Raw genomic sequence first — 25,269 nt, 5'->3', positions numbered from 1 at the left:
TAAAAATATGAGTATACTTTCCCTCATCATCAAACGAGAATTCATTGCCAAAGTGCGCAACAAATCTTTCATCGTCATGACTTTTTTAAGTCCGTTGTTGTTTGTAGGCATTGGCGCTTTTGTTGGCTACTTGAGTTCGCTTAAAGCCGATGTCAAACAAATTGCCATTCACGATGAAACCGGTATTTTTGCGCCCGAATTCAAAAGCACCGACGAGTTTCATTACCTCGATTTATCCAAAGTCGATATGAAAATTCTCAAAGACAGCATTATGTCCGAAAGCTATGAAGGCTTGCTGTATATTCCCAAAACCGACAGTGTTCAAAAACTTCAAAAAAGCATTCAATATTTATCCAACGACAGTCCGAGCATTGCTTTTTTAAGCCAAACCGAAGACGTCATTGCTAAAAAAATAACCCAACTCAACTTTGAACGCGCAAAACTCGATACGTTAGCCATTCATCAGGCGCAGGCCGAAGTTGATATCAGCGTAGCCAAGGCATCGGGCGAAGAAAGCGTCAAAGGCCTCAACGAAATCAAAATTGCCATCGGTTGTGCGTTCGGATATCTCATCATGATGTTCATCATCATCTACGGAAACATGGTCATGCGCAGCGTGATCGAAGAAAAAACCAACCGCATCATTGAAATCATCATCTCATCGGTCAAACCTTTTCAGCTTATGATGGGTAAGATCATCGGCACTTCGCTCGCCGGGGTTTTACAGTTTTTCATTTGGGCCATCATCGGTCTGGGTCTGATGTTCGGAGCTTCGGCCTTTTTTGGGGTCAATGCTACGCCCGCCGCCGCACAAATGAATCCCGAAATGATGCATCAGGCACAAGCGCAACTATCTACCGCGCAGCTGTACATGCACGAACTTTGGAACCTTCCCATTGCCACCATCATCATCAGTTTTATCGTGTATTTTGTGGGCGGTTATTTCTTGTATAGCTCTTTTTATGCCGCTATTGGCGCTGCGGTGGATAGTGAAACCGACTCGCAACAATTTCTTTTGCCCATCATTATGCCGCTGGTTTTAGGCGTCTACATCGGAATTTTCACTGTCATCAATGATCCGCACGGAAACGTCGCCACTGTTTTCTCCATGGTGCCGCTCACATCGCCCATCGTCATGCTGATGCGTATTCCGTTTGGCGTGCCGTGGTGGCAAATTGCGCTGTCCATGCTTATTTTATTCGGCACCTTTTTGGGTGTGGTTTGGTTCGCCTCCAAAATTTACCGCGTCGGGATTCTCATGTATGGCAAGAAACCCACTTGGAAAGAACTCTACAAGTGGCTGAAATATTAGTTTGCTACGCTTATATTTTTTAGAAGCCGGGAACCTGCTATTCGTTGCAATCTTTTGTGTCGAACCCCGACACAAAAGGATTTCCACTACTATCAGGGCTAGGGTTTATAGTAATAATGAAAGATTTGTCTGAGATGAGGCATTTTAAAGATACCTCAAGTCCACCGGACTTGCTCCTCTTAATATCACCCGAGGCGGAGCCGAACTGAGCGAAGCTAAATATCAGGGCTAGAGCATGGAGTAAATTGAATTATTTCTTTTATTTTTATGTTCTTTCAGCTTCAAAGCTTTTATCTAAAATAAATCACAACCAAACTAAGCATCTCAGTCACTCAGCAACTCAGCAACTCAGGCACTCAAATTTTAATATTTGTCATATTCATCCAGCTTCACGACCTTTGTCTCGCATCAGCAAAATGCATCAAAAATACTAAACATTAATTGTTGCTCAGGCACTCAGCTGCTTAGCATCTCAGTAACTCAGAGAAATGTCCAAAATACTAGTCATTGAAGACGAAACTTCTATTCGTCGCGTACTTACCAAAATTCTTTCAGAAGAAAACAGCAGCTACGAAGTTGACGAAGCCGTTGATGGTTTAGCGGGCTACGAAAAAATCAAACAAACCGATTATGATTTGGTTTTGTGTGATATCAAAATGCCCAAAATGGACGGTGTTGAACTGCTTGAGGCCGTCAAGAAAATCAAACCCGAAATACCGATGGTCATGATATCCGGCCACGGCGATATGGAAACCGCCATTCAAGCCATGCGTTTGGGCGCGTTTGATTATATTTCAAAACCACCAGATTTAAACCGTTTGCTCAATACCGTGCGCAACGCTTTAGACAAAAAACAACTCGTGGTTGAGAACAAAATCCTCAAGAAAATTGTGCACAAGCAATACGAAATCATCGGAAACAGCGAACCCATCAACCACATCAAATTGATGATTGAAAAAGTCGCACCCACTGAAGCGCGCGTTCTGATTACCGGCCCAAACGGCACCGGAAAAGAACTCGTAGCGCATCAGTTGCACCAAAATAGCGAGCGTTCCGATTTTCCGCTGATTGAAGTGAACTGCGCCGCAATTCCGAGTGAGCTTATTGAAAGCGAATTGTTTGGGCATGTCAAAGGCGCTTTTACATCAGCCGTGAAAGACCGCGCCGGAAAATTTGAAGCAGCCCACGGCGGAACTTTATTTCTCGATGAAATCGGCGATATGAGTTTATCGGCCCAAGCCAAAGTATTGCGCGCCTTGCAAGAAAATATGATTACACGCGTGGGTGCCGAAAAAGACATCAAAGTTGATGTGCGCGTGGTAGCCGCTACCAACAAAGACCTCAAAAAAGAAATCGAAGCCGGCCGTTTTCGCGAAGATTTATATCATCGTTTGGCCGTGATTCTCATTCATGTGCCTTCGCTCAACGATCGTCGCGATGACATTCCGCTATTGATTGAACATTTTACCGAGAAAATAGCCTCAGAGCAAGGCAATGCGCCTAAAAAATTCTCTCAGCAAGCCATTCAACTTTTGCAAGAATACGATTGGACCGGCAACATCCGCGAATTGCGCAATGTAGTAGAACGCTTGATTATATTGGGCGGCAGCGAAATTTCAGAAACCGATGTCAAGCTATTTGCGAGTAAATAAAGACATCAAAAAAGTTTATAAAGTTTATAAAGTTTATAAAGTTTAAGAAGTTTAGGCGAATAAATCGTTTAACCAAATATCGACAACAGTCAACCATAATGAATCTAAAAAAAATAAATCCCAACTTGCAGCAAGCGCTCACTGAAGCCGGCTTGGTTGAAGCAAATGAACTACAACAACACACATTTTCAGCGATTAAAAGTGGAGCTGATGCTGTGATTCAATCGGCTCTGGGCAGCGGAAAAACAACCACCATTGTGCTCAACGTGATTCAAAAACTCGAAAAAGCACAAGGCGAAAGCACGCGCGCGCTGGTTTTGGTTTTGGGCAAAGAGCAGGTGTTAGAAACGGTTGAAATGTTTGCTCAATTGGGTAAATACACAGATTTGCGGGTGATTGGCGTGCATGAAAAAACCGATATGGATGAAGATAAAAATCAAATTTCAGCCGGAATGGACATTTTGGTGGGAACACCGACCAAAATCAACGCGATGTTTTCTTCGGCGGGATTCAATATGACCACCATTAAAATATTCGCGACTGATGATGCCGATGAAATAGTCAGGCTGCGTCAAGATTCATTTATTCAGCGTTTATCGATGAGTGTCGAGAAAATGCAGCGTCTTTTTTTCTGTAGTCAAATTACCGAAAAGCTAGAAATTTTGGCCGATAAAATCATGGTTGAACCTTTGTTTTTTGAAGACGAAGAATAATTAAAAAAGCGAATAAGTAGCAATAATACCAACACTGCTGTAATTGGCTTCCCATTGATTATAATTAGCTAAAATATTTCGCACTAAATTATACCTAAGTTCAATTGAGCCAATATTTTTGTAGTTATAACCCAAACCAACTGCATAGCCAGATGGAGCGCTAATTTCTAAGTCGTCAATTTTTGAGTCCTCGCGGTAAAAAACCATATTTCCAGCGGTAGTGAAATTTAAGTTGATCATTGCATCCAAGAAAATTTTAGAATTTGAATTCAAAAACATATAATGTCGCAATCCGATAGGTAACTCAATAAAACTGTAATCTGCTTCAAGTTCGTACTGAACAGTTGGATCAATACTCGAGATTAAATTGGCTTTTTCATAACTTTTCTGCACACTGTACTTCTGGTAGTTTGGATGTATAAATAAACTCCATTTATTTTTGTTGAAGGGCAATATATACTCGGCTTCAAAACCTATTGATGGTACTAACTTACCACTGATATCAGTGCCCAAATTTTTGTAATTATTGATATCGGCAATTGATAGCTTGGTCAAAAAAACTCCTAAGGCCGATTTGAGGTGAAATGAACCCTTCGTAGTTTTTTCAACTACTTTGATCACATCACCTTTACAAACATTGTATTGTTCGAAATGCTTTACTAAATCACTTTTTGAATATCCTATTTTATCAAAATAAGGCATATCCATACCGCAGTTTACTTGTGCAAATAATTGTCGTTTATACTGGCTGTTAGATTTAATTTGTTGGTTTTCAGTATCGATGTATTTTATCCAAACCAATTGTTGTACAGGCTCGTTTTTTAATTGAAAAAAGAATTTTTGCAAATTGGCTTTTTTGTATTGATATAAGGTAGCCGAACCTTCAGAAATTACCTTTAAAAATAAAGTTTCTTGGCTCCATTGAGGTTCTGATTCTGAGTTCAAAAAGTTTGAATCTGCAACCGTCTTTTCAATTTTAACCTCAAATCTTCTGTAGGTACTTACACCTTCGATACCAAATTCAAGAGCTTCAAAAAGTTGAATTTGTTGGCTTTGTGTTTCGTTTAAATTTGTTTTGAATTCAAAATCAGAGGGATTGTTTTTCCAATCTTGGTCTTTGATGTAGCCTTCTACACGTTGCTTGTTATTGTTGATATAATAACCTTTTTCAAATTTGATTTGAGCGTTTACAATCAATCCAAACAAAAGAACAAAAGCATAAGTAATATTTTTCATGGCTTAAAAATTAGTTTTTCAAATATAGTTTTTTCAGATTATCTGTGATGATAATCGTGGTTAATTTCAGTTATATTTGCCGCTTCAAAAACGCAGCATATTCTGATATGATTACAGTAAATGACATAGCCGTTGAATTTGGCGGCACCACTTTGTTTAGCGAGGTAACTTTTGCCATCAACGAAACCGATAAAATAGCGCTCATGGGTAAAAATGGCGCCGGAAAATCTACTTTGCTCAAAATTGTAGCCGGCCAAAACAAACCCACACGCGGAGCCGTTTCAGCGCCCAAAGAAGCTGTGATTGCTTATTTGCCGCAACATTTGCTCACCGCAGATGATTGTACCGTTATGGAAGAAACCTCAAAAGCATTTGCCGAGGTTTTTAAAATGAAGGCCGAAATTGACCAGATCAATGAACAACTCACCATTCGCACTGATTACGAAAGCGATGATTATATGAAACTCATTGAGCGCGTTTCTGAACTCAGCGAAAAGTACTATTCTATTGAAGAAGTTAACTATGAAGCCGAAGTAGAGAAGGTGCTCAAAGGTTTGGGTTTTGAGCGCGAAGATTTTAACCGATTGACTTCTGAGTTTTCCGGCGGATGGCGTATGCGTATTGAATTGGCCAAAATCTTGCTCAAAAAACCTGATTTGATTTTACTCGATGAGCCTACCAATCACCTCGATATGGACAGTATTCAATGGCTCGAAGATTTCTTGATCAATCAAGCCAAAGCTGTGATGGTGATTTCGCACGACCGCGCTTTTGTGGACAATATTACCAACCGAACCATTGAGGTAACCATGGGTCGTATTTATGATTACAAAGCCAAATATTCACATTATTTAGAGCTCAGAAAAGATCGTCGGGTGCATCAGCAAAAAGCCTATGATGAGCAACAAAAATTTATTGCCGATAACCAAGCTTTTATTGAGCGTTTCCGCGGAACTTTCTCAAAAACCGAACAAGTGCAATCGCGTGTGCGCATGTTAGAAAAACTCGTTTTGGTTGAGGTTGATGAGGTAGATACTTCGGCTTTGCGTTTGAAATTTCCGCCGTCACCGCGCAGCGGACAATATCCGGTTGTGGTGGAGCATTTGTCAAAAACGTATGGCGATCATGTGGTTTTTAAAGATGCCAACATGGTTATTGAACGCGGCCAGAAAGTAGCTTTTGTAGGTAAAAACGGCGAAGGAAAATCAACCATGATCAAAGCCATCATGAAAGAAATTGAGGTGGATGGCGGAAAACTTGAAATCGGACACAACGCTCAAATTGGTTATTTTGCGCAAAATCAAGCGGCATTGTTAGACGGTGAAATGACCGTTTTTGAAACCATTGATACCATTGCCGTGGGCGATATTCGCACACAAATCAAAAATTTACTCGGCGCTTTTATGTTTTCGGGCGATGATACAACCAAAAAAGTAAAAGTACTTTCGGGCGGCGAAAAAACGCGTTTGGCCATGATTAAATTGTTGCTCGAACCGGTCAATGTGCTCATTCTCGATGAGCCAACAAATCACTTAGACATGAAAACCAAAGACATCATCAAAGATGCTTTGCGCGATTTTGACGGAACGCTCATTTTGGTATCGCACGACCGTGATTTCTTAGACGGATTGGTTACCAAAGTTTTTGAATTCGGTCACAAACGCGTACGCGAACATTTTGAAGACATCAAAGGTTTTCTTGAGTTCAAAAAAATGGAAAATCTGCGCGAGATTGAGCAGTAATTAATCTAAAGTGAGTTTGTAAATTACAGATTCTGAAACTTCAGCGTCATTGTCTTCGCACAACAAGAATTCAATTTTATCGGCTGATTTTTGATACAAGCCAATACCTTCAAATTTTTGGCTTTTGGAGATTTCATGTGTGTATTCAACGGTGAAGGTTTTGAGATTGAGTTTGCCGATGAGGCTTCCGGCAATTTCACCGTCAAGATAGGCAGAATCAGTTCTTTCGGCGGCGGCCAAGAAATAAGCAGCATCATCTACCAAAACCGCATCGGTAAAAGTGGCTTGAACCTTTTGAATTTTGGGCAATTCAATGGCTTGAAACCGCAAAGGCTCAAAGTTTTGACTGCAAATAAAGATACCGTTTTGCTGGCTTTTGCTGTTGCCTCGCTGACAAAAATACCATTGCTCTTGGTAGAAAAAAGCACCTTCTAAATTGAGATCGTCTTCAGGAATTTGCGCCAATTGTGCCAACTCATAATACAAAGCTGAACGATTGTATGTATGGTACAAACCCGAATCTACAGCATACATAACTTGTTGATTTCGGTGCGCTTTGGAACCTGATCCGAACAAATGCAAGTCACCTTTGTGCTGTGTTAAGATTTCAAAATCGGGCTTTTGCTTTTTAGGCAGATTTTCTTCGGCTTTTGTGCCCAGCGCAATTTTGTCTAAAACTTGGTTTTGAAGGTCAAAGCGATACAAAAATTGACTGCTGTCTGAAATCAGAAACAAGCTGTTTTGGGTAAAGACGATTCCGGAGGCGGCGCGGAGCCCGGAAATTTGGCAAAATGGTTCTAGTGTCATAGCGAAAGATAATGCCCAGCCCGGATGGACGCGGCAGCCTTGCGGGTTGGGGTTCAACCTGCAAGCTACAGCAAACAGCCGGAATAGCTGCCTAAAATTAATATTTAAAATGAAGTTTCGAAAAGAAGTCGCTATTTTTGCGGCTCAAAAAATCAATCAGTGCATCTTAGTCAATATACCCGCGAATTTTCATCCAACATCAAACTGGCGTATCCGGTGGTACTCGGCATGCTTGGACATACGCTTATTGGAATTGTCGACAACATTATGGTGGGCAATTTAGGGCCGACCGAATTGGCAGCGGTTTCGTTGGGCAATAGCTTTATTTTTATCGGGATGTCGTTGGGGATTGGTTTCTCGACCGCTTTGACACCGCTGATTGCCGAGGCTGATGCTGAGCAAAACACCGATAAAATCAGAGCTACTTTTCATCAAGGTTTGTTTTTGTGTACGGTGCTCGGTCTCTTGCTTTTTGGGATGATTGAACTGGCCAAACCGCTCATGCGTTTGATGCATCAACCCGAAGCCGTGGTGACTATGGCCTCGCCTTATATTGATTGGGTGGCTTTTTCACTGATTCCGGTGATTATGTACCAGGGTTATAAGCAATTTGCCGACGGGCTTTCGCTCACTAAATACTCAATGTATGCGATTTTTTTGACCAACATTGTGCATGTGTTTTTTAATTATGTTCTGATTTATGGTTTTTGGATTTTTCCGAAAATGGGCGTGGTAGGAGCCGCGCTCGGAACGGTTATTTCACGCGTGATGATGGTGGTTTTTATGCATTTTTTAATGAAGTACAACCAGCAACTCAAAGTGTATTTTGCCGAGTTTAGTTGGCTTAGAATTCAGCGTTCGGGCATGCGCAAAATCATCTCGCTCGGATTGCCGTCGGCCTTGCAAATGTTGTTTGAAGTGACTTTGTTTACGGCTGCTATTTGGCTTTCGGGTTCGATTGGCAAAACCAGTCAGGCGGCCAACCAAATTGCGCTGACCTTGGCCACAACGACTTTTATGTTTGCCATGGGACTCAATGTGACGGCCATGATTCGCGTGGGCAATCAGAAAGGTTTGGGCGATTATAAAAACTTGATTGTGGTGGCGCGTTCTATTTTTTTGCTGACCATTATTCTGGAAACTATTTTTGCCGCATTGTTCTTGCTTTTGCACAATTTTTTACCGCATTTGTTTTTGAATATGGAAGAAATGGCTTTGCTGGCTGACAACACTGAAGTTATTTCAATAGCGGCTCAGTTGCTTATTGTGGCCGCTTTTTTTCAGATTTCAGACGGAATGCAAGTGGTGGTTTTGGGCGCGCTGCGCGGATTGCAAGACGTGAAGGTTCCGATGTATATTACCTTTGTGGCTTATTGGGTGGTGGGCTTTCCGATTTCAATTTACTTAGGCATTTACACCGAACTGAAAGCCACCGGAATTTGGATTGGTTTATTATCAGGCCTTACGGTTGCTGCTTTATTTTTGTATCTTCGATTTGATAAACTCACACGTGCTTTGCGCGATCAAAACGCATCTTAAACCATAGGCTTTGGCCTTCATTACTTTATAAAACATGGAATTACCTAAATTTTTACTCGGTGACAATACTGATTTTCCGGATGATATTTTTATCATTCACCTTGATTATCCTCGTTTTATCATCAATTTAAAAGATGATGAAGTTGAGTTTTTAGAAGAAGCCGAAGATTTAGACGAGGCTGAACTCAACGCCGAAATGGAAGGCCTCATCGAGCAAGCCAATGCTTTTTACGATCGCGAAGTAGCGCGGTATGAGGATTAAATTTTAAAATATTTATCCAACAAACTCTGAGCGGCTACAAACGGCGATAACTTACCGGTTTGTACCGCTTCTTTATTTTGGTCCAACAGTTTTTTGATTTCAGGATTTTCAAAAAAGTGATTCTTGAGTTGTTCCTGAATGGTTTCGAGCATCCAATATTGATTTTGTTTGCTGCGCTTTTCAGTAAAACTCTTGTTGGTTTGCGTGTGATGTACAAATTTTTGAATTGTCTCCCAGGTTTCGGCAATGCCTTCTCCGGTTAGAGCGCTACAGGTTTGCACGCTGGGTTGCCAGCCCGAGGCTTGCGCCGGAAACAAATGCAAAGCGCGCGCAAATTCGGTTTTGGCCAAACGCGCTTTTTTGATGTTGTCGCCATCGGCTTTATTAATCACAATCGCATCGGCCATTTCCATAATACCGCGTTTAATGCCTTGAAGTTCATCGCCGGCTCCGGCAATTTTGAGCAACAAGAAAAAATCAACCATGCTGTGCACCGCCGTTTCGCTTTGCCCAACACCCACGGTTTCAATAATAATCGTATCAAATCCGGCGGCTTCACACAAAGTAATGGTTTCACGGGTTTTGCGGGCTACACCGCCCAAAGTATCACCTGAAGCCGAAGGTCTGATGTATGCTTTCGGATTTTTCACCAGTGATTCCATACGCGTTTTATCGCCCAGAATACTGCCGTGTGAAATAGAACTGCTCGGATCAACCGCCAACACAGCTACTTTTTTTCCTTGCTCGGTGAGGTAATTCCCGAAGGCTTCAATAAAAGTGCTTTTGCCCACGCCCGGAACACCGGTAATTCCTATCCGAAGTGATTTCTCAGCATAGGGCAAACAAGCCGCAATGATTTGGTTGGCTCGTTCTAAATGATCAGGTTGTGTGCTCTCAACCATCGTAATGGCACGGCTCAACGCGCTGATTTCACCTTTCAAAATGCCCTGAATGAGTTCCTCGGCTGAGGGTTGTTTTTTTCTAAACGTACGAATATTGTGCACTGCCTGCGGACTGATGATTTCCGGTGGCGAAATGCCGTCTTTTTCGTGTAATGCCGAAGCTTTGTGCGGTTGTTTTTCCAAACGATGCGTCTTTGAGGTAAAAGTAGCAAAAAATCCGGGTCATCTCAAGCATGAAAACGCCGATTTTTTTAGGATAGCTTTTGCATTTACCGGCTTGTTATTATCGATTTTTGCCGTTCCTTTGCAAAAAAATTACTACCGACATGGATAGTATCATCATGTTGTTCTTGTGTTTGGCTTTGGGTGTTGGTTTGCAATATGTCAAATCGTTCCCTAAAAATCCGCACCTCACGCTCAATCAGTTTGTCATTCACGTTTCATTGCCCGCATTGGCGCTGTTTTACATCCCAAAAATCAAACTAAGCCCTGAATTGTTGTATCCGCTCGGCATTGCTTGGGTGGGTTATTTGTTTTCATTCGTTTTCTTTTACAGCATTGGCAAAAGAATGGGTTGGTCTAACAAACTCATCGGTTGCTTGACCATTACGGCCGGTTTGGGCAACACTTCGTTTGTAGGTTTTCCGGTCATTCAGGCTTTGTATGGCGAAGAAGGTCTCAAAACTGCCATCGTGGTTGATCAACCCGGATCATTCGTAGTCATGGCTACTTTGGGTGTCATCACCGCTTCATTGTTTTCAAAAGGCAAGGCCGAACCCAAAGTAATCGCTCAAAAAATATTGCTTTTTCCGCCGTTTGTGGCCTTTTTAACGGCTTGTACGCTCAATGCTTTGGGGTACGATTTTATCCCGGATCTACAATCAGTTTTTCAAAAACTCGGCAACACCGTTACGCCCATTGCGCTTTTATCGGTTGGCTTACAACTCAAAATTGATCGCAACAGTCAGCATTGGCAGTTTTTGCGTTTTGGTTTGTTTTTTAAACTCATCCTGACGCCTTTGCTGTTTTTTGTTTTGTATAAAGTGATCCTAAAAGCCGAAGGTTTAGCGGTAGATGTTTCTATCATGGAAGCCGCCATGGCACCGATGATTACCGGAACCATTCTCTCATCTTCCTACGGACTCAAACCCAAATTGAGCAATATGATGGTAGGCGTGGGCATTCCGCTTTCATTGTTGACTTTGCCCATTTGGTATTATATCCTCAATTGGTTTTAATCGATGAAATCCCGAACCGAACCCATCCATCCGCCGATTCAAAAAACCGCTTATTCGATTTTGTTTTCGATCAGTTTTGCGCATTTGCTCAACGATTTAATTCAGTCGATTATTCCGTCGGTATATCCGATTCTCAAAGAAAATTACCATTTGAGTTTCTCACAAATCGGGCTCATTACGTTTGCTTTTCAGCTCACCGCATCGCTGTTTCAGCCGTTTGTAGGTTATTATACTGATAAATATCCCAAGCCTTTTTCGCAAATCTACGGCATGTTCTTTTCATTGCTCGGTATTGTGGTTTTGTCGATTGCCAACAGTTTTTACTGGATATTGCTTTCGGTTTGCCTCATCGGAACCGGTTCGGCCATTTTTCACCCTGAATCTGCGCGCATTTCTAATATGGCCTCAGGCGGAAAACGCGGTTTGGCCCAATCGATTTTTCAAGTCGGCGGCAATTTCGGAACCGCACTCGGACCGCTTTTGGTAGCGCTCATCGTGGTGCCCAACAGCCAAAAATACATTCTTTGGTTTGTGTTGGCCGCTACCATTGCGCTCGGCATCATCAGCAAAATTGCGTTTTGGTACCGCGATCATTTGCTCATGCGCACCGCCAAAAGTGCCCTGGTTTTTCAGCCGCATCATTTATCCCAAAAGGTAGTCAACCGCAGCATTGCCATTTTGCTCATCGTCATTTTTTCAAAGTTTTTCTATTCGGCTTGTTTGTCAACTTATTACACTTTTTACTTGATCGATAAATTCCATCTCAGCATCAAGCAAGCCCAGTTTCACATGTTTATCTATCTGATTGCCTATGCCATCGGAACCATTTTGGGCGGTCCGCTCGGCGATAAATTCGGGCGCAAATACGTGATTTGGTTTTCGGTTTTTGGAGCCACGCCTTTTGCTTTACTGCTTCCGTATGTCAATCTGTTCTGGACCGATGTGCTCATGGTGGTCATCGGCATCATCATCTCATCGGCCTTTCCGGCTATTTTGGTGTATGCGCAAGAATTGATTCCCAAAAAACTCGGTATGATTTCGGGGCTTTTCTACGGATTTGCCTTTGGAATGGGCGCTTTAGGCTCGGCACTCATTGGTTTGCTGGCCGATCACACCTCGGTGCAATACGTCTATTTTGTTTGCTCCTTCTTGCCAATCATTGGGGTGATTTGCTATTTCTTACCGAATCTAAAAAAGTAATTTTTTACCGTTATTTGGGCGTGCCCCTGCGGGTCGGGCTGTTCGCTCATAGTCCTCGCCGCTGCGCGTCTGCGGGCTAACCGCTGCCATCCCTCACGCGTGCTGCTACAATTCAAACATTTGTCAAAAATGAAACTTTAAAGATACCTCAAGTCCACCGGACTTGCTCCTCTTAATATCAAATCTCACGCGTGCTGCTACAATTCAAACATTTGTCAAAAATGAAACTTTAAAGATACCTCAAGTCCACCGGACTTGCTCCTCTTAATATCAAATCTCACGCAACTCCTGCAACCGAGAATCCACAACGCACAACCGTCAACATCCACTTGCGCAACAATACACAATACACTACTTTTACGCATCAATTTACTTGGGCATGAACGCACTTACTCCCGAAATTTTACAACAATTAGCAGCCGTTGTAGGCAACGCATTTCTTTTTTCTGATTTGGAAACCCGTCAAAAATACGGACACGACCAAACCGAAGATTTGATGTTTCCGCCGGCGGTGGTCATCAAGCCTGGCAATGCACAAGAAATTTCGCAAGTGCTCAAAATAGCCAACCAATTCAAAATTCCCGTTACTGCTATTGGGGCACAAACCGGTTTGAGCGGCGGTGCTTTATCGGTGCATCAAGGCATTGGTTTGAGCATGGAGCGCTTGAATAAAATCCTCGAAATTGACGAGCAAAATCTGCAAGTAACCGTTGAACCAGCCGTGATTACACAAGTGCTGCGCGAGGCTGTGGCCGAAAAAGGTTTGTTTTATCCGCCCGATCCGAGCAGTCAAGGCAGTTGTTGGATTGGCGGTAATGTGGCCGAAAATGCCGGAGGCGCGCGCGCGGTTAAATACGGAGTTACCAAAGATTATGTGCTCAACCTTGAAGTGGTTTTGGCCAGTGGCGAAATCATTTGGACCGGCGCTCATACACTCAAAAATTCTACCGGATATAACCTCACGCAACTCATGGTGGGCAGCGAAGGAACCTTAGGTGTCATTACGAAGATTGTGATGAAACTGTTGCCTGCCACCAGCCACAACGTTTTGATGCTCGTGCCTTTTTTTAAAGCCGAACAAGGCTGTGAAGCGGTTTCAGCGATTTTCCGTGCGGGTGTTACACCGAGCGCTTTGGAATTTATGGAACGCGACGCCATTGACTGGACGCTGCAATTTGTTGAAGGGTTAAACGTGCAGGTCCAAAAAGATATTCAGGCGCATTTACTCATTGAAGTTGATGGTAATTATCCGGACATTCTTTTTCAGGAAGCCGAAAAAATCATGACCGTCGTTGAAAATTTTGAAATCGATGAAGTGCTGTTTGCTGATACCGAAGACCAGAAAAACGCACTCTGGAAAATGCGTCGCTCGGTAGCCGAAGCCGTCAAAGCCAATTCCATTTATAAGGAAGAAGATACAGTGGTTCCGCGGTATGAACTGGCCAAATTGCTTTCGGGTATCAAACAAATAGGCAAGAAGTACGGTTTTCAATCAGTTTGTTACGGACATGCCGGCGATGGAAATTTGCACGTAAACATCATCAAGGGTAATTTAAGCGATGAACAATGGAACACCGAAGTAACCAAAGGAATCCGCGAGATTTTTGAACTTACGGTATCGCTCAACGGAACCCTTTCGGGCGAACACGGCATTGGTTATGTACAAAAAAACTATATGGATATTGCCTTTAATGCAACGCAATTGCAACTCATGAAAGGCATTAAAGATATTTTTGATCCGAACGGAATTCTCAATCCGGGCAAAATATTTCCGGATAAAATGTAATTATAACCCCAGTTTTTTTCGGTCTTCGGCTGAAAAAGTTTGACTCAAAACTTCGCGCTGCGCCGGATCATCCCAATTGAAAAACTTCCACTGGTTTTGTGTGGTTTCATCAAAAACGGCAATCAATTTTGAATTTTTACGCACATTAAAACTGTTGCGTTTGGGCTCAAAAGTGACATCGTTGGTTAGATTGGCTTTTTTGAGTTTTTCTGCTTCAGTAGTGGCGCTCGCAGCAGTGAGTTTTTTTTCAAAAAAGTAGCGCTCCGGATTTTTATAACTAATCACACAAAGACTTTTTCCGCTGATTTTTTGAATGGTTCCAAAAACAAAAATGGGTTTGACCAGCTGAAGCCTTTTTCGAAAATCATCATTTTGATAATCATGATCGAGCTTGTCGGTAAACAAAATATTTCCGCCTAATTGCTCGATGATTTTTGGGTAACTCAAAGCAGCAACGGCCTCAAAATCCATGTTGTAATAGGCGTCGTAAATTTTTTGCGCAGCCGTTTTGAGCTCGGCTGAATTTTGCGCCCAACCCAACTGAGTCAACACAATAAAAAGAAGTATACATATTTTTTTCATAGCCTTAGGTTTGTTTCAAAAATAAAAAAATCCCCGATGCTGAAACCATCGAGGATTTATTATTTACAGAGTTTTATTTTGAATCAATGTTTCAGTTTATACGAAGCCCTAGCCCTGATGGCAGCGGCATCCTTTTTAAACTTGAAAAGGTTTAAAAAGATAGAGCGTACAGCAGGTTCCCGGCTTCAAAAACCTATTTATTCATTGACAATCACCCATTCGCCTGAACCAATCATGCTTTCGGCTTTTTTGTATTTCATGGTTTCGGTTTTGCCGCTCATGATGTGTTTGATGGTCACATTGTCGTTGCGGTTGATTTTGGGCATTTCGCGTACAACGGTTTCAACCACTTGTCTTGTTTGGGTTTGCCCGGCTTCGCGATTTTGTTGCGCCAACTCATCACTGTTCGGAACTTCGTCTTTGCTGGTGGTGTAGTTTTCTTTGACTTTTACCTCGCGGGCTTCTTGAATGGCCGGCGCATTTTGTTGTGGTAAATCACCTTTGAACAAGAATGAAATCACTTCTTTGTTGACGCCATTGATCATGGAACTGAACAAATTATACGCTTCAAATTTGTAAATCAAGAGCGGATCTTTTTGTTCGTGTACCGCTAATTGAACCGATTGTTTGAGTTCGTCCATTTTGCGGAGGTGTTTTTTCCAAGCCTCGTCAATAATAGCCAAAGTGATGTTTTTCTCAAAGTCAGTTACCAACTGTTTTCCTTGTGTTTCGTAGGCTCTTTTGAGGTCGGTGATGACATTGAGCGATTTGATTCCATCAGTAAACGGTATGATGATGCGCTCAAAATGATTGTTCGGATCTTCATACACATTCTTGATTACCGGCAAGGCTTCACGCGCGCTTCTTTCGGTTTTTTCGGTGTAGAAATCCATCGCGGCTTTGTAGATTTTTTGGGCGAGTTCCATTGCTGATAAACGCTCGAACTCGCTTTCGCTGACCGGTGAAGTAATCGAGAAGTAACGAATGAGTTCAAACTCAAAGTTTTTGAAATCATTCATGGCTTTGTTGCTCTCGGCAATCACTTCGCCTGTGTCGTAAATCATGTTGGCGATGTCTACTTTGAGACGTTCGCCTTCAAGCGCATGTCGACGACGTTTGTATACAACCTCGCGTTGTGAGTTCATCACATCATCATATTCTAAGAGACGTTTACGTACGCCAAAGTTGTTTTCTTCTACTTTTTTCTGAGCGCGCTCAATAGATTTGGTCATCATCGAGTGTTGAATCACTTCTCCTTCTTTGAGGCCCATTTTATCCATGAGTTTGGCCACTCTTTCAGAGCCGAACAAACGCATTAAGTTATCTTCTAACGAAACGTAAAATTGTGAACTTCCCACATCACCTTGACGTCCGGCACGACCGCGCAACTGACGATCCACACGACGAGAATCGTGTCTTTCGGTTCCGATAATAGCCAAACCTCCGGCTTGTTTTACCTCGGGCGTTAATTTGATATCGGTACCACGACCGGCCATGTTGGTTGCAATGGTTACAACGCCTGGTTTTCCGGCTTCGGCTACAATGTCTGCTTCTTTTTTGTGCAATTTTGCGTTGAGTACGTTGTGATGAACGTTGCGCATTTTGAGCATACGGCTGAGTAATTCTGAAATCTCAACTGATGTTGTACCAATCAATACCGGACGACCCGCTTGCGAAAGTTGGGTAACATCTTCAATGACTGCATTGAATTTTTCACGCGTGGTTTTGTAAATCAAATCTTCTTTGTCTTTACGAGCCATTGGTCGATTGGTTGGAATTTCAACTACATCGAGTTTGTAAATTTCCCAGAATTCGCCGGCTTCAGTTACTGCAGTTCCGGTCATACCCGCCAATTTGTTGTACATTCTGAAGTAATTCTGCAAAGTAATCGTAGCAAAAGTTTGGGTGGCCGCTTCGATTTTTACATTCTCTTTGGCTTCAATGGCTTGGTGCAATCCGTCTGAATAACGACGACCGTCCATGATACGTCCGGTTTGTTCGTCAACAATGAGGATTTTGTTGTCCATAATGACGTATTCAACATCTTTTTCAAACAACGCATAAGCTTTGAGCAATTGCGTTAAAGTATGAATACGCTCGCTTTTGATGGAGAAATCTTGAAAAAGTTTTTCTTTTTCTTCGGCTTCTTTGTCTTTTTCGAGATTTTGTTTCTCTATACGGACGATTTCAGTTCCGATATCCGGCAACAAGAAGAAATTTTCGTCGGTATCTGATGACAAGAATTTGATTCCGTTGTCGGTAAGTTCAACTTGGTTGTTTTTTTCTTCAATCACGAAATACAAAGCTTCGTCTACTTTTGGCATATCGCGGTTGTTGTCTTGCATGTATTGATTTTCAGTTTTTTGCAAGAGTTGTTTGATGCCTTCCTCGCTGAGGAATTTAATCAATGCTTTGTTTTTTGGAAGCGCACGATAAGCACGCAATAAGTTGAATCCGCCGTCTTTGGTGTTGCCTTCTTTGATCAGACGTTTGGCTTCAATCAAGAAATTATTGGCTACTTGGCGTTGCATGTTGACCAAGTTTTCAATTTTGGGTTTGAGCTCGTTAAACTCGTGACGGTCGCCTTGCGGAACCGGACCAGAAATAATGAGCGGTGTTCGCGCATCGTCAATAAGTACCGAATCGACTTCATCTACAATGGCAAAATTGTGTTTGCGTTGCACCAAATCAGCCGGTGTATGCGCCATGTTATCACGCAAGTAATCAAAGCCGAACTCATTGTTGGTTCCGTAGGTAATATCAGCGTTGTAGGCTTTTTTGCGCTCTTCTGAGTTGGGTTGATAATTGTCAATACATTCAACCGTCAATCCGTGGAACTCAAACAAAGGCGCTTTCCAGGCGCTGTCACGTTTGGCCAAATAGTCATTCACAGTTACTAGGTGAACTCCGTTTCCGGTGAGCGCATTTAAGTAGAGTGGAAGCGTGGCCACGAGGGTTTTACCTTCACCGGTTTGCATCTCAGAAATTTTACCGCTGTGCAAAACCATACCACCAATGAGCTGAACATCGTAGTGAATCATATCCCAAGTGACGTCTTTTCCGGCTGCGCTCCAAGTGTTGGCCCAAGTTGATTGTTCACCATTTAGTGTGATGTACGGTTTGGTAGCCGACAATTCGCGATCAAGCGCTGTAGCGGTTACGGTTATGCTGCTGTTTTCTTTAAAACGACGTGCGGTTTCTTTGACCACAGCAAAAGCTTCGGGAAGTATTTCGTTGAGTGTTTTTTCAGAAATCTCGTAGGCTTCTTTTTCGAGTGCATCAATGCTGGCGTAAATATCTTCGCGGGCATCAATATCATCAATGCTTTCAACTTCTTGCAAAAGCGCTTGAATTTTGTTGTCTTTTTCAGAACGCGCTTGTTTGATTTTGGCTTTGAATTCGGTGGTTTTGGCTCTTAATTCATCGTGTGACAAACCAGCTAGTGTGGCTTCAAAAGCTTTGATTTTGGCAATGTTACCTTGTAAAGCTTTGATGTCTTTTTCTGATTTATCGCCTACAAAAACTTTAAGGATATTATTTAAAAAACTCATAATAAGTATGTGATTTCTGATTTATATAAGGTGCGCAAATTTAAACAAAAAAAAAGCCTCATGAGAGACTTTTCTGTGGGTTTTATTATTTTTTTAATATTCATCCTCGTTCCAAAGATAGTCTTCGTCCGTCGGATAATCGGGCCAAATTTCTTCCATTGATTCGTATATTTCGCCTTCGTCTTCTATGGATTGAAGATTTTCAACCACTTCTAACGGAGCACCGGCTCTAATCGCATAATCAATCAACTCGTCTTTGGTCGCAGGCCATGGTGCATCACTTAAATACGATGCTAATTCTAAGGTCCAGTACATCTTCTTACGATTTTTAGTTTGATGCAAAAATAATTTTTTTACTTAAAAAGTCAAGTAAATTCTCGTTTATTTTAAAAAAAGATAAGAACATCTCCAAAGCCTTGTTATTTCTGGCTTGAGGCGTAGATTTTCGTTCAAGTTTATTTGCGCGGAATCCATTTAACCTCGTCGGCTTTGAGGTCAAAGGCCAACTTTCGTGCCAGTACAAAAAGATAGTCAGAAAGTCGGTTTAAGTACTTTAAAGCGATGGGCGCTACGGGCTCGTCATGACTTAAATGTACTGATAAACGCTCGGCTCGGCGGCATACACAGCGCGCAATATGACAATATGACACGGTGGTGTGTCCGCCGGGCAGCACAAAGTGTGTCATGGGCGGCAAATGACTTTCCATGGTGTCGATTTCGTTTTCGAGCAATTCAATATCTGATTCTTCGATGCCGAGTTTTTGCAAACGCGGTTGACCGTTTTTGAGGGTTTCTTTTTCGGGCGGTGTGGCCAAAATAGCGCCGATGGTAAAAAGTCGGTCTTGAATTTCAATCAGCATGTTTTTGTAGTGCGCATCGATTTGCTGATCGCGGATGAGCCCGATGTATGAGTTGAGTTCATCGACAGTACCGTAGCTTTCGATGCGTATATGATCTTTGGTTACGCGGTCTCCGCCAAAAAGAGCGGTGGTTCCGGCATCACCGGTTTTGGTGTATACTTTCATGGTAAACATTTTATGGCTTCAAAGATATTGGATAAAAGTTTAGAAAGTTTAAAGAGTTTAAGAAGTTTAGAAGGTTTAGTCGAAACATTCAGTGATACGAATCATTTCATTTCCAAATTTTCAAATTCTCTTTTGTTATAAAGCGCAGCGGTCTATAGGCGCAGCCGTGTCTGTAGCGCAGCGTGTCTCTATTGCGTGAGATTTGATATTAAGAGGAGCAAGTCCGGTGGACTTCAGATTTGATATTAAGAGGAGCAAGTCCAGTGGACTTGAGGTATCTTTTTAAAGTTTCATTTTTGACAAATGTTTGAAGTATAGTCGTGTGCGTGAGGGATGGCAGCGGTTAGCCCGCAGACGCGCAGCGGCGAGGACTATGAGCGAACAGCCCGACCCGTAGGGGCACGCCCAAATGAAAAGATCAATGTTAAATGTTGAATTTTGAATGTGGAAAAACCTCAATCAATAAAAAAAAATTATTTGTGTTGTTTTTTTGGAAATTTGAAAAAGCATAAATGATGATGTAATAGAACCTCATACAACATTTATTCCGCTGCGCTCCATACAATTCGGCTGCGCCTCGGGTTAACATACAAAATACAACATAATCTATTTAGTAGTGTCGCTCTCAATCATACCGTCGCGCAAACGAATCACGCGGTTGGCATAGGCGGCAATTTCTTCTTCGTGGGTAACCAAAATCACGGTGTTGCCTTGGGCGTGGATCTCGCCAAACAGTTTCATAATTTCTACAGAGGTTTTGCTGTCAAGGTTTCCGGTAGGTTCATCGGCCAGAATAATCGAAGGTTTGTTCACCAGCGCGCGCGCAATAGCCACTCTTTGACGTTGTCCGCCCGAAAGTTGGTTGGGTTGGTGGTCCATGCGATCGGCCAGATTTACTTGTGTGAGCACTTGGGCAGCACGCTCAGAACGTTCGGTTTTTGAATAACCCGCATAAATCATCGGGAGCGCCACGTTGTTGAGTGCTGTGGTGCGCGGTAAAAGGTTGAACGTCTGAAAAACAAAACCGATTTCTTTGTTGCGAATATCTGCCAGTTCGTCGTCGTGCATTTGGCTGACGTCTTTATTGTTGAGGATATAGCTGCCAGAAGTTGGTGTATCAAGACAGCCCAAAATATTCATCAAGGTTGATTTGCCCGAGCCCGACGGACCCATGAGCGCTACGTATTCGCCTTTGTTGATTTCAAGATCAATGCCTTTGAGCACGTAAACGGTTTCGTGCCCGAGTTCGAAGTTGCGGACAATTTGACGGATCTTGATGAGCGGATTTGCCATGATAAAAATTTGATGCTAAAATTAATAAATTCGGCTAGTTATGCAAAGCAATATGCAACCATTGCCCAAAGTGATAACCACTTTTGATTAAATAAATGGCGCCCAAAACAACAACAAGCGGAATAAGTATTTTGACCCATTTATTTTCTGAAGAAGATGGCGATTTCATGAGCTGATTTTTTAGTTTCGGTCATTAGTAGTTGGGCAATCTTAAATGTTACGTTATACCCGAATCACAAAATGTTCTTTGGGTTGTTCGCGTCTAAAAAACACAATGCCCCACGCAAAAGTGTCTATGCTCACAGTTACCTGCGAATGATTTTTGATCACTTGCCAAGCTTCTTCCATATCGGCCGACCAATGAATATCGTCAAAAATCCAAACCGAATCATTGTGCGCTGTGGGCAAAAGCCAATCAAAATACTGTAAAGTGGCTTGTTTAGAGTGGTTGCCGTCAAAATAGACCAAGTCAAATCGAGTAGGTAAGACATGGTTCTGAGGTTTCAAAAAAGTTTCAAATTCGCCCACGCGGAGTTCAATATGGGGCAAACCAAAATCAGAAAAATTTTGTTGTGCCACCGCTGCCGTTTGCGGACAACCTTCGAGCGTGGTGATTTTGGCTTTCGGGTTTCCTAAACCAAGCGCCGAGGTGGCCAATCCGAGCGAAGTTCCGATTTCTAAAATGTTTTCAGCCGCAAAATAGCGCGCCATTCTGAGTAATAATTCTGCGCGTTTTTGCGTGATGCCTGCATTTTGAGCAATGGCGCTTATCTTGCGCTGGTTCGAGTTAAACACGCGAGAGCCGGCGCCAAAATCAGTTACTTCAATGGTTTTGTGGTTGTTGCGCAATGCCTTTCTAAACTGTTTTAAAACCGCATATTCGGGTTTGCTTTTGGAATCGTAAAAACAGCGCGTTACCAAACCAAACACAAACGGCGAATGCACGGCATGTTCGTTTTTAGATTGCCACAAAAACCGAAAATAAGCTTTGATTGGATACCACATTTTTTCTATGTTCAATATTCTATGCTAACCCGAGGCGCAGCCGAATTGTATGGAGCGCAGCGGAATAAATGTTGTATGATATGTGTTGTGATTCATAAAGTTTGTCGGCATTCAACATGCAACATACAAAATACAACATGATTTTATGGCGCTTCCCTGCGGGTCAGGCTGTTCGCTCATAGTCCTCGCCGCTGCGCGTCTGCGGGCTAACCGCTGCCATCCTTAGCGCTCGTTGTTGCTTAAAATTTAAGTTTCCATTTTGGCACTAAGTTGAAACCAACGCTCTTCTTTAAGCTCGAGTTGCTCAATAATCTTCTGTAATTCAACCGCTTTGTCTTGAATTTGTTCCGGCGCAATCGTACCATCGGCAAACTGCGCTTCCATTTGTTTTTTGTTGTATTCTAAATCTTTGAGCTCGCGTTCAATTTTCTGAAATTCTTTTTGTTCGGCAAAGGTCAAACCTTGCTTGATTTGTTTTTCTTTCCAGTTGTTTTTCTCTTTTGTAGCTTCATTTTTTTCGGGTTCGGTGCTGTCTTCATAAATTCTAAAATCAGAATAATTTCCCGGAAAATCTTCTACTTCGCCATCGCCTCTAAACACAAATAAATGATCAACAATTTTGTCCATAAAATAACGGTCATGCGAAACCACAAGCAAACAGCCCGGATAATCAAGCAAGAAATTCTCGAGTACGTTGAGCGTGATAATATCTAAATCATTGGTGGGCTCATCCAGGATCAAAAAGTTCGGGTTCTGAATCAAAACCGTACACAAATACAAACGTTTGAGCTCGCCGCCACTGAGTTTTTCTACATAATCGTGTTGTTTTTTGCGGTCAAACAAAAAGCGTTCAAGCAAACCACCGGCCGATATGGTTCTACCTTTGGTCAGCGGAATATATTCGCCAAATTCTTTGATCACATCAATCACCTTTTGCTCGGGTTTTGGGTTGATGCCGCTTTGGGTGTAATAACCAATTTTAATGGTATCCCCAATGACTACTTTGCCTGCATCGGGCGCGATGGTTTGGGTCAGGATATTCAAAAAAGTTGATTTTCCGGTGCCGTTCTTACCAATAATACCAATGCGTTCGCTGCGGTTAAAAGTGTAGTCAAAACCATCTAAGATGACTTTGTCTTTGAATTTTTTGGTCACTTTGTGCAACTCGACCACTTTGCTGCCCATGCGTTCCATGTTGATTTCAAGTTCCATCACGTGGTCTTTGCGGCGGGCATGCGCTTTTTCTTTGATGACATAAAAATCATCTTGACGCGATTTTGATTTGGTGGTGCGGGCTTTGGGCTGACGACGCATCCAATCGAGTTCTTTTACATACAAGTTTTTGGCTTTGTCAACCGAGGCTAATTCGCTGGTTACGCGCTCTTCTTTCTTTTGTAAATAATAGGAATAGTTTCCTTTGTAAGCATACAATTTTCCGTGATCAAGTTCAATGATTTCGTTGCAAACGCGCTCCAAGAAAAAACGGTCGTGCGTGACCATAAAAAGCGTCATGCTTTCTTTGGCAAAATAATTTTCGAGCCATTCAATCATTTCTAAATCCAAATGGTTGGTTGGCTCATCCAATATGAGCAAATCCGGTCGATTGATCAAGATAATAGCCAAAGCCAACCGTTTTTTTTGTCCGCCCGAAAGGCTTTTAACTTTGAGTTTGAGGTCATCGAGTTTGAGCTTGAACAAAATTTGTTTGTATTGCGTTTCAAAATCCCAAGCGTTGTGGCGCTCCATGTTTTCAAAAGCTTTTTGATAGGCTTCTTCTTCTTCAGGATTTTCAAGCGCTTTTTCGTATTGTTCGATGACTTTAAGAATGTCATTATCGCTGGCAAAAATGCTTTCTTCAATAGTCAGTTCAGGTTGCAAATTGGGCTCTTGCGACAAAAACGCCATCTTGATGTCTTTGCGCATAATCACTTGACCGGTATCAGGAACGTCTTCACCGGTAATGATTTTTAAAATCGATGTTTTTCCGGTGCCGTTTTTGGCTACAAAAGCAATTTTTTGATCTTTGTTAATCCCAAACGAAAGGTTTTCAAAAAGCGTTCGTTCACCATATGATTTTGAGATGTTTTCAACCGTGAGATAGTTCATTCTGTCTATTTATCTGAGTGATAATTCAAGCGCAAAAATAACTAATTCATCGAGCCATCGGTAGCTCAATTAAAATTCCTTTTATATTTGCCGTATGCAGATTTCGGTAGTTATTCTTAATTATAATGTTCGGTATTTTTTGGAGCTTTGTGTGCTGAGTGTACAAAAGGCTTTGCAAAACATTGATTCCGAAATCATTGTGGTTGATAATTGCTCGCCCGATGATAGTTGTGTGATGATGCGCGAACGATTTTCTGAAGTAAAACTCATCGCTAATAAAGAGAATTCAGGTTTCCCGAAAGGGAATAATATAGGTGTTGCTCAGGCGCGCGGAAAATACGTTTGCATTCTCAATCCAGATACGGTGGTGGCCGAAGATACTTTTGAAAAACTGCTTGCTTTTGCTGAAGCTCAATCTGATTTGGGTATAGTGGGCTGTAAGCTCATTGACGGAACAGGGCAGTTTTTACCTGAAAGCAAAAGAGGAATTCCCACACCTTTGGTTTCTTTAGGGCGAATGTCGGGTTTGTATAAGTGGTTTCCGAAGGTTTCTTTTTTTGGAAAATATTACGCGCAACATTTAACGACCAATCAAACCGGAAAAGTCGATGTTTTGGTGGGTGCTTTTATGTTGATGAAACGCGAACTCTATCAGCAATTGGGTGGTTTTGACGAGATATTTTTTATGTTCGGTGAAGATATTGATTTAAGTTATCGTTCGCTTCTATTAGGAAAAGACAATTATTATTTTGCTGATACCAGCGTGATTCATTATAAAGGTGAAAGCACGGTGAAAGATCAGAAATACTTGCGCAACTTTCAACAAGCAATGGTTTTGTTCTACAAAAAGCATTACAAATCAGCAGGCTTTTTCAATGCATTGATGAAATTGGGTTCATATATATTCAGTCTTAGGAAAGCTACCCAGAAATCGGCTTTCAAAAAGAGTGAGATTGATGAATATTGGTTGCTTTCTAACCAACCCTTAGCTGCTCAAGAAGTTGAAAACTTGTTAGGAAAAAAAGTAGTGTTGTTTGATGCTGCGAATGAAAATCAATTAAATTCGCTAACAAATAATTCGGTAAAAAACGTAGAAATTATTTTTGATAATCGAAGTTGGAGTTTTCAATCGATTATAGCTTTTATGCAACAAAATAGCAATCAGTATTTTACTTATAAAATTTGGCCTCAAAATGCAGCTTTTCTCATCGGAAGCAACAGCAGTATTGATCGAGGAGAAGTTATAAAATGAGGTAAAAAATAAATAATTCTTAAAGCAAACCGAATTGTTTTACTAATTTCGCAAGCACAAAAACCA

Annotated in this window: 21 protein-coding genes; 10 read left to right on the top strand and 11 right to left on the bottom strand. The window is 41.9% G+C overall.

The window, feature by feature from the left end; all coding sequences use genetic code 11:
- The first annotated feature begins 7 nt into the window (after positions 1-7).
- The 3 genes from KIH23_RS03215 (at position 8) to KIH23_RS03205 (ending at position 3,677) form a co-directional block, all read left to right on the top strand.
- Positions 8-1,312 carry an ABC transporter permease gene (locus KIH23_RS03215; protein ID WP_213211229.1) on the top strand — a complete coding sequence of 435 codons (1,305 nt, stop codon included), beginning with the start codon at positions 8-10 and terminating at the stop codon, positions 1,310-1,312.
- A 488-nt stretch (positions 1,313-1,800) separates the two neighbouring features.
- On the top strand, positions 1,801-2,964 hold the full coding sequence (locus KIH23_RS03210; protein WP_213211228.1) for a sigma-54-dependent transcriptional regulator: 1,164 nt from the start codon (positions 1,801-1,803) through the stop codon (positions 2,962-2,964).
- A gap of 98 nt (positions 2,965-3,062) precedes the next feature.
- Complete coding sequence (locus tag KIH23_RS03205; RefSeq protein WP_213211227.1) at positions 3,063-3,677, top strand: DEAD/DEAH box helicase; 615 nt, start codon at positions 3,063-3,065, stop codon at positions 3,675-3,677.
- On the opposite strand, the gene KIH23_RS03200 is transcribed toward KIH23_RS03205, so the two are convergent.
- Positions 3,678-4,913, bottom strand: a complete 1,236-nt coding sequence (locus KIH23_RS03200) for a hypothetical protein (protein WP_213211226.1) — start codon at positions 4,911-4,913, stop codon at positions 3,678-3,680.
- Positions 4,914-5,020: 107 nt separating this feature from the next.
- On the opposite strand from KIH23_RS03200, the gene KIH23_RS03195 reads away from it, so the two are divergent.
- A complete protein-coding gene (locus KIH23_RS03195) occupies positions 5,021-6,655 on the top strand; it encodes an ABC-F family ATP-binding cassette domain-containing protein (RefSeq protein ID WP_213211225.1) in 1,635 nt (544 codons plus the stop codon).
- On the opposite strand, the gene KIH23_RS03190 is transcribed toward KIH23_RS03195, so the two are convergent.
- The gene (locus tag KIH23_RS03190) at positions 6,656-7,462 is read right to left on the bottom strand and encodes a DUF6929 family protein (protein ID WP_213211224.1); all 807 of its coding nucleotides are present in this window, start codon (positions 7,460-7,462) and stop codon (positions 6,656-6,658) included. It abuts the gene before it with no gap.
- A gap of 159 nt (positions 7,463-7,621) precedes the next feature.
- Here KIH23_RS03190 and KIH23_RS03185 point away from each other — a divergent pair, with 159 nt between their 5' ends.
- Both KIH23_RS03185 and KIH23_RS03180 read left to right on the top strand, forming a co-directional pair.
- Positions 7,622-9,001 (top strand): MATE family efflux transporter, encoded by a 1,380-nt coding sequence (locus tag KIH23_RS03185; RefSeq protein WP_213211223.1) that lies wholly within the window; start codon positions 7,622-7,624, stop codon positions 8,999-9,001.
- Between the two features lie 34 nt (positions 9,002-9,035).
- Complete coding sequence (locus KIH23_RS03180) at positions 9,036-9,263, top strand: hypothetical protein (RefSeq protein WP_213211222.1); 228 nt, start codon at positions 9,036-9,038, stop codon at positions 9,261-9,263.
- On the opposite strand, the gene meaB is transcribed toward KIH23_RS03180, so the two are convergent.
- Positions 9,260-10,348: a methylmalonyl Co-A mutase-associated GTPase MeaB gene (meaB, locus tag KIH23_RS03175; RefSeq protein ID WP_213211221.1), complete on the bottom strand. Its 1,089-nt coding sequence runs from the start codon at positions 10,346-10,348 to the stop codon at positions 9,260-9,262. The two genes, KIH23_RS03180 and meaB, sit on opposite strands and share 4 nt — an antisense overlap.
- Positions 10,349-10,491: 143 nt before the next feature.
- Between meaB and KIH23_RS03170 the strand changes: the two genes are divergently transcribed.
- The 3 genes from KIH23_RS03170 (at position 10,492) to KIH23_RS03160 (ending at position 14,389) form a co-directional block, all read left to right on the top strand.
- Positions 10,492-11,403, top strand: coding sequence for an AEC family transporter (locus KIH23_RS03170; protein WP_213211220.1), 912 nt, complete (start codon positions 10,492-10,494; stop codon positions 11,401-11,403).
- 3 nt (positions 11,404-11,406) lie between these two features.
- The gene (locus tag KIH23_RS03165; RefSeq protein WP_213211219.1) at positions 11,407-12,603 is read left to right on the top strand and encodes an MFS transporter; all 1,197 of its coding nucleotides are present in this window, start codon (positions 11,407-11,409) and stop codon (positions 12,601-12,603) included.
- Between the two features lie 379 nt (positions 12,604-12,982).
- Complete coding sequence (locus KIH23_RS03160) at positions 12,983-14,389, top strand: FAD-binding oxidoreductase (RefSeq protein ID WP_213211218.1); 1,407 nt, start codon at positions 12,983-12,985, stop codon at positions 14,387-14,389.
- On the opposite strand, the gene KIH23_RS03155 is transcribed toward KIH23_RS03160, so the two are convergent.
- From KIH23_RS03155 to KIH23_RS03125, 8 genes are all read right to left on the bottom strand, one after another.
- Complete coding sequence (locus KIH23_RS03155; RefSeq protein WP_213211217.1) at positions 14,390-14,971, bottom strand: hypothetical protein; 582 nt, start codon at positions 14,969-14,971, stop codon at positions 14,390-14,392.
- A gap of 197 nt (positions 14,972-15,168) precedes the next feature.
- Complete coding sequence (secA, locus tag KIH23_RS03150; RefSeq protein ID WP_213211216.1) at positions 15,169-18,522, bottom strand: preprotein translocase subunit SecA; 3,354 nt, start codon at positions 18,520-18,522, stop codon at positions 15,169-15,171.
- Positions 18,523-18,615: 93 nt separating this feature from the next.
- A complete protein-coding gene (locus tag KIH23_RS03145) occupies positions 18,616-18,837 on the bottom strand; it encodes a DUF2795 domain-containing protein (RefSeq protein ID WP_022828503.1) in 222 nt (73 codons plus the stop codon).
- 140 nt (positions 18,838-18,977) lie between these two features.
- A complete protein-coding gene (locus KIH23_RS03140) occupies positions 18,978-19,547 on the bottom strand; it encodes a cob(I)yrinic acid a,c-diamide adenosyltransferase (protein ID WP_213211215.1) in 570 nt (189 codons plus the stop codon).
- A 606-nt stretch (positions 19,548-20,153) separates the two neighbouring features.
- Entirely contained in the window at positions 20,154-20,840 is a 687-nt protein-coding gene (locus KIH23_RS03135; RefSeq protein WP_213211214.1) for an ABC transporter ATP-binding protein, read from the bottom strand.
- Positions 20,841-20,874: 34 nt separating this feature from the next.
- Complete coding sequence (locus tag KIH23_RS13795; RefSeq protein ID WP_262897460.1) at positions 20,875-21,009, bottom strand: hypothetical protein; 135 nt, start codon at positions 21,007-21,009, stop codon at positions 20,875-20,877.
- A gap of 53 nt (positions 21,010-21,062) precedes the next feature.
- On the bottom strand, positions 21,063-21,845 hold the full coding sequence (locus KIH23_RS03130) for an O-methyltransferase (protein ID WP_213211213.1): 783 nt from the start codon (positions 21,843-21,845) through the stop codon (positions 21,063-21,065).
- Positions 21,846-22,091: 246 nt separating this feature from the next.
- Positions 22,092-23,951 carry an ABC-F family ATP-binding cassette domain-containing protein gene (locus KIH23_RS03125; protein ID WP_213211212.1) on the bottom strand — a complete coding sequence of 620 codons (1,860 nt, stop codon included), beginning with the start codon at positions 23,949-23,951 and terminating at the stop codon, positions 22,092-22,094.
- Between the two features lie 94 nt (positions 23,952-24,045).
- Between KIH23_RS03125 and KIH23_RS03120 the strand changes: the two genes are divergently transcribed.
- Positions 24,046-25,203, top strand: coding sequence for a glycosyltransferase family 2 protein (locus KIH23_RS03120; RefSeq protein WP_213211211.1), 1,158 nt, complete (start codon positions 24,046-24,048; stop codon positions 25,201-25,203).
- Positions 25,204-25,269 lie beyond the last annotated feature (66 nt).

The organism is Flavobacterium sp. CYK-55 (assembly GCF_018413465.1).
In the GTDB taxonomy this organism is placed as follows: Bacteria; Bacteroidota; Bacteroidia; order Flavobacteriales; family Flavobacteriaceae; genus Flavobacterium.
Note: the sequence above shows the minus strand (reverse complement) of the source record. Positions and strands in the feature narration are given on the sequence as shown.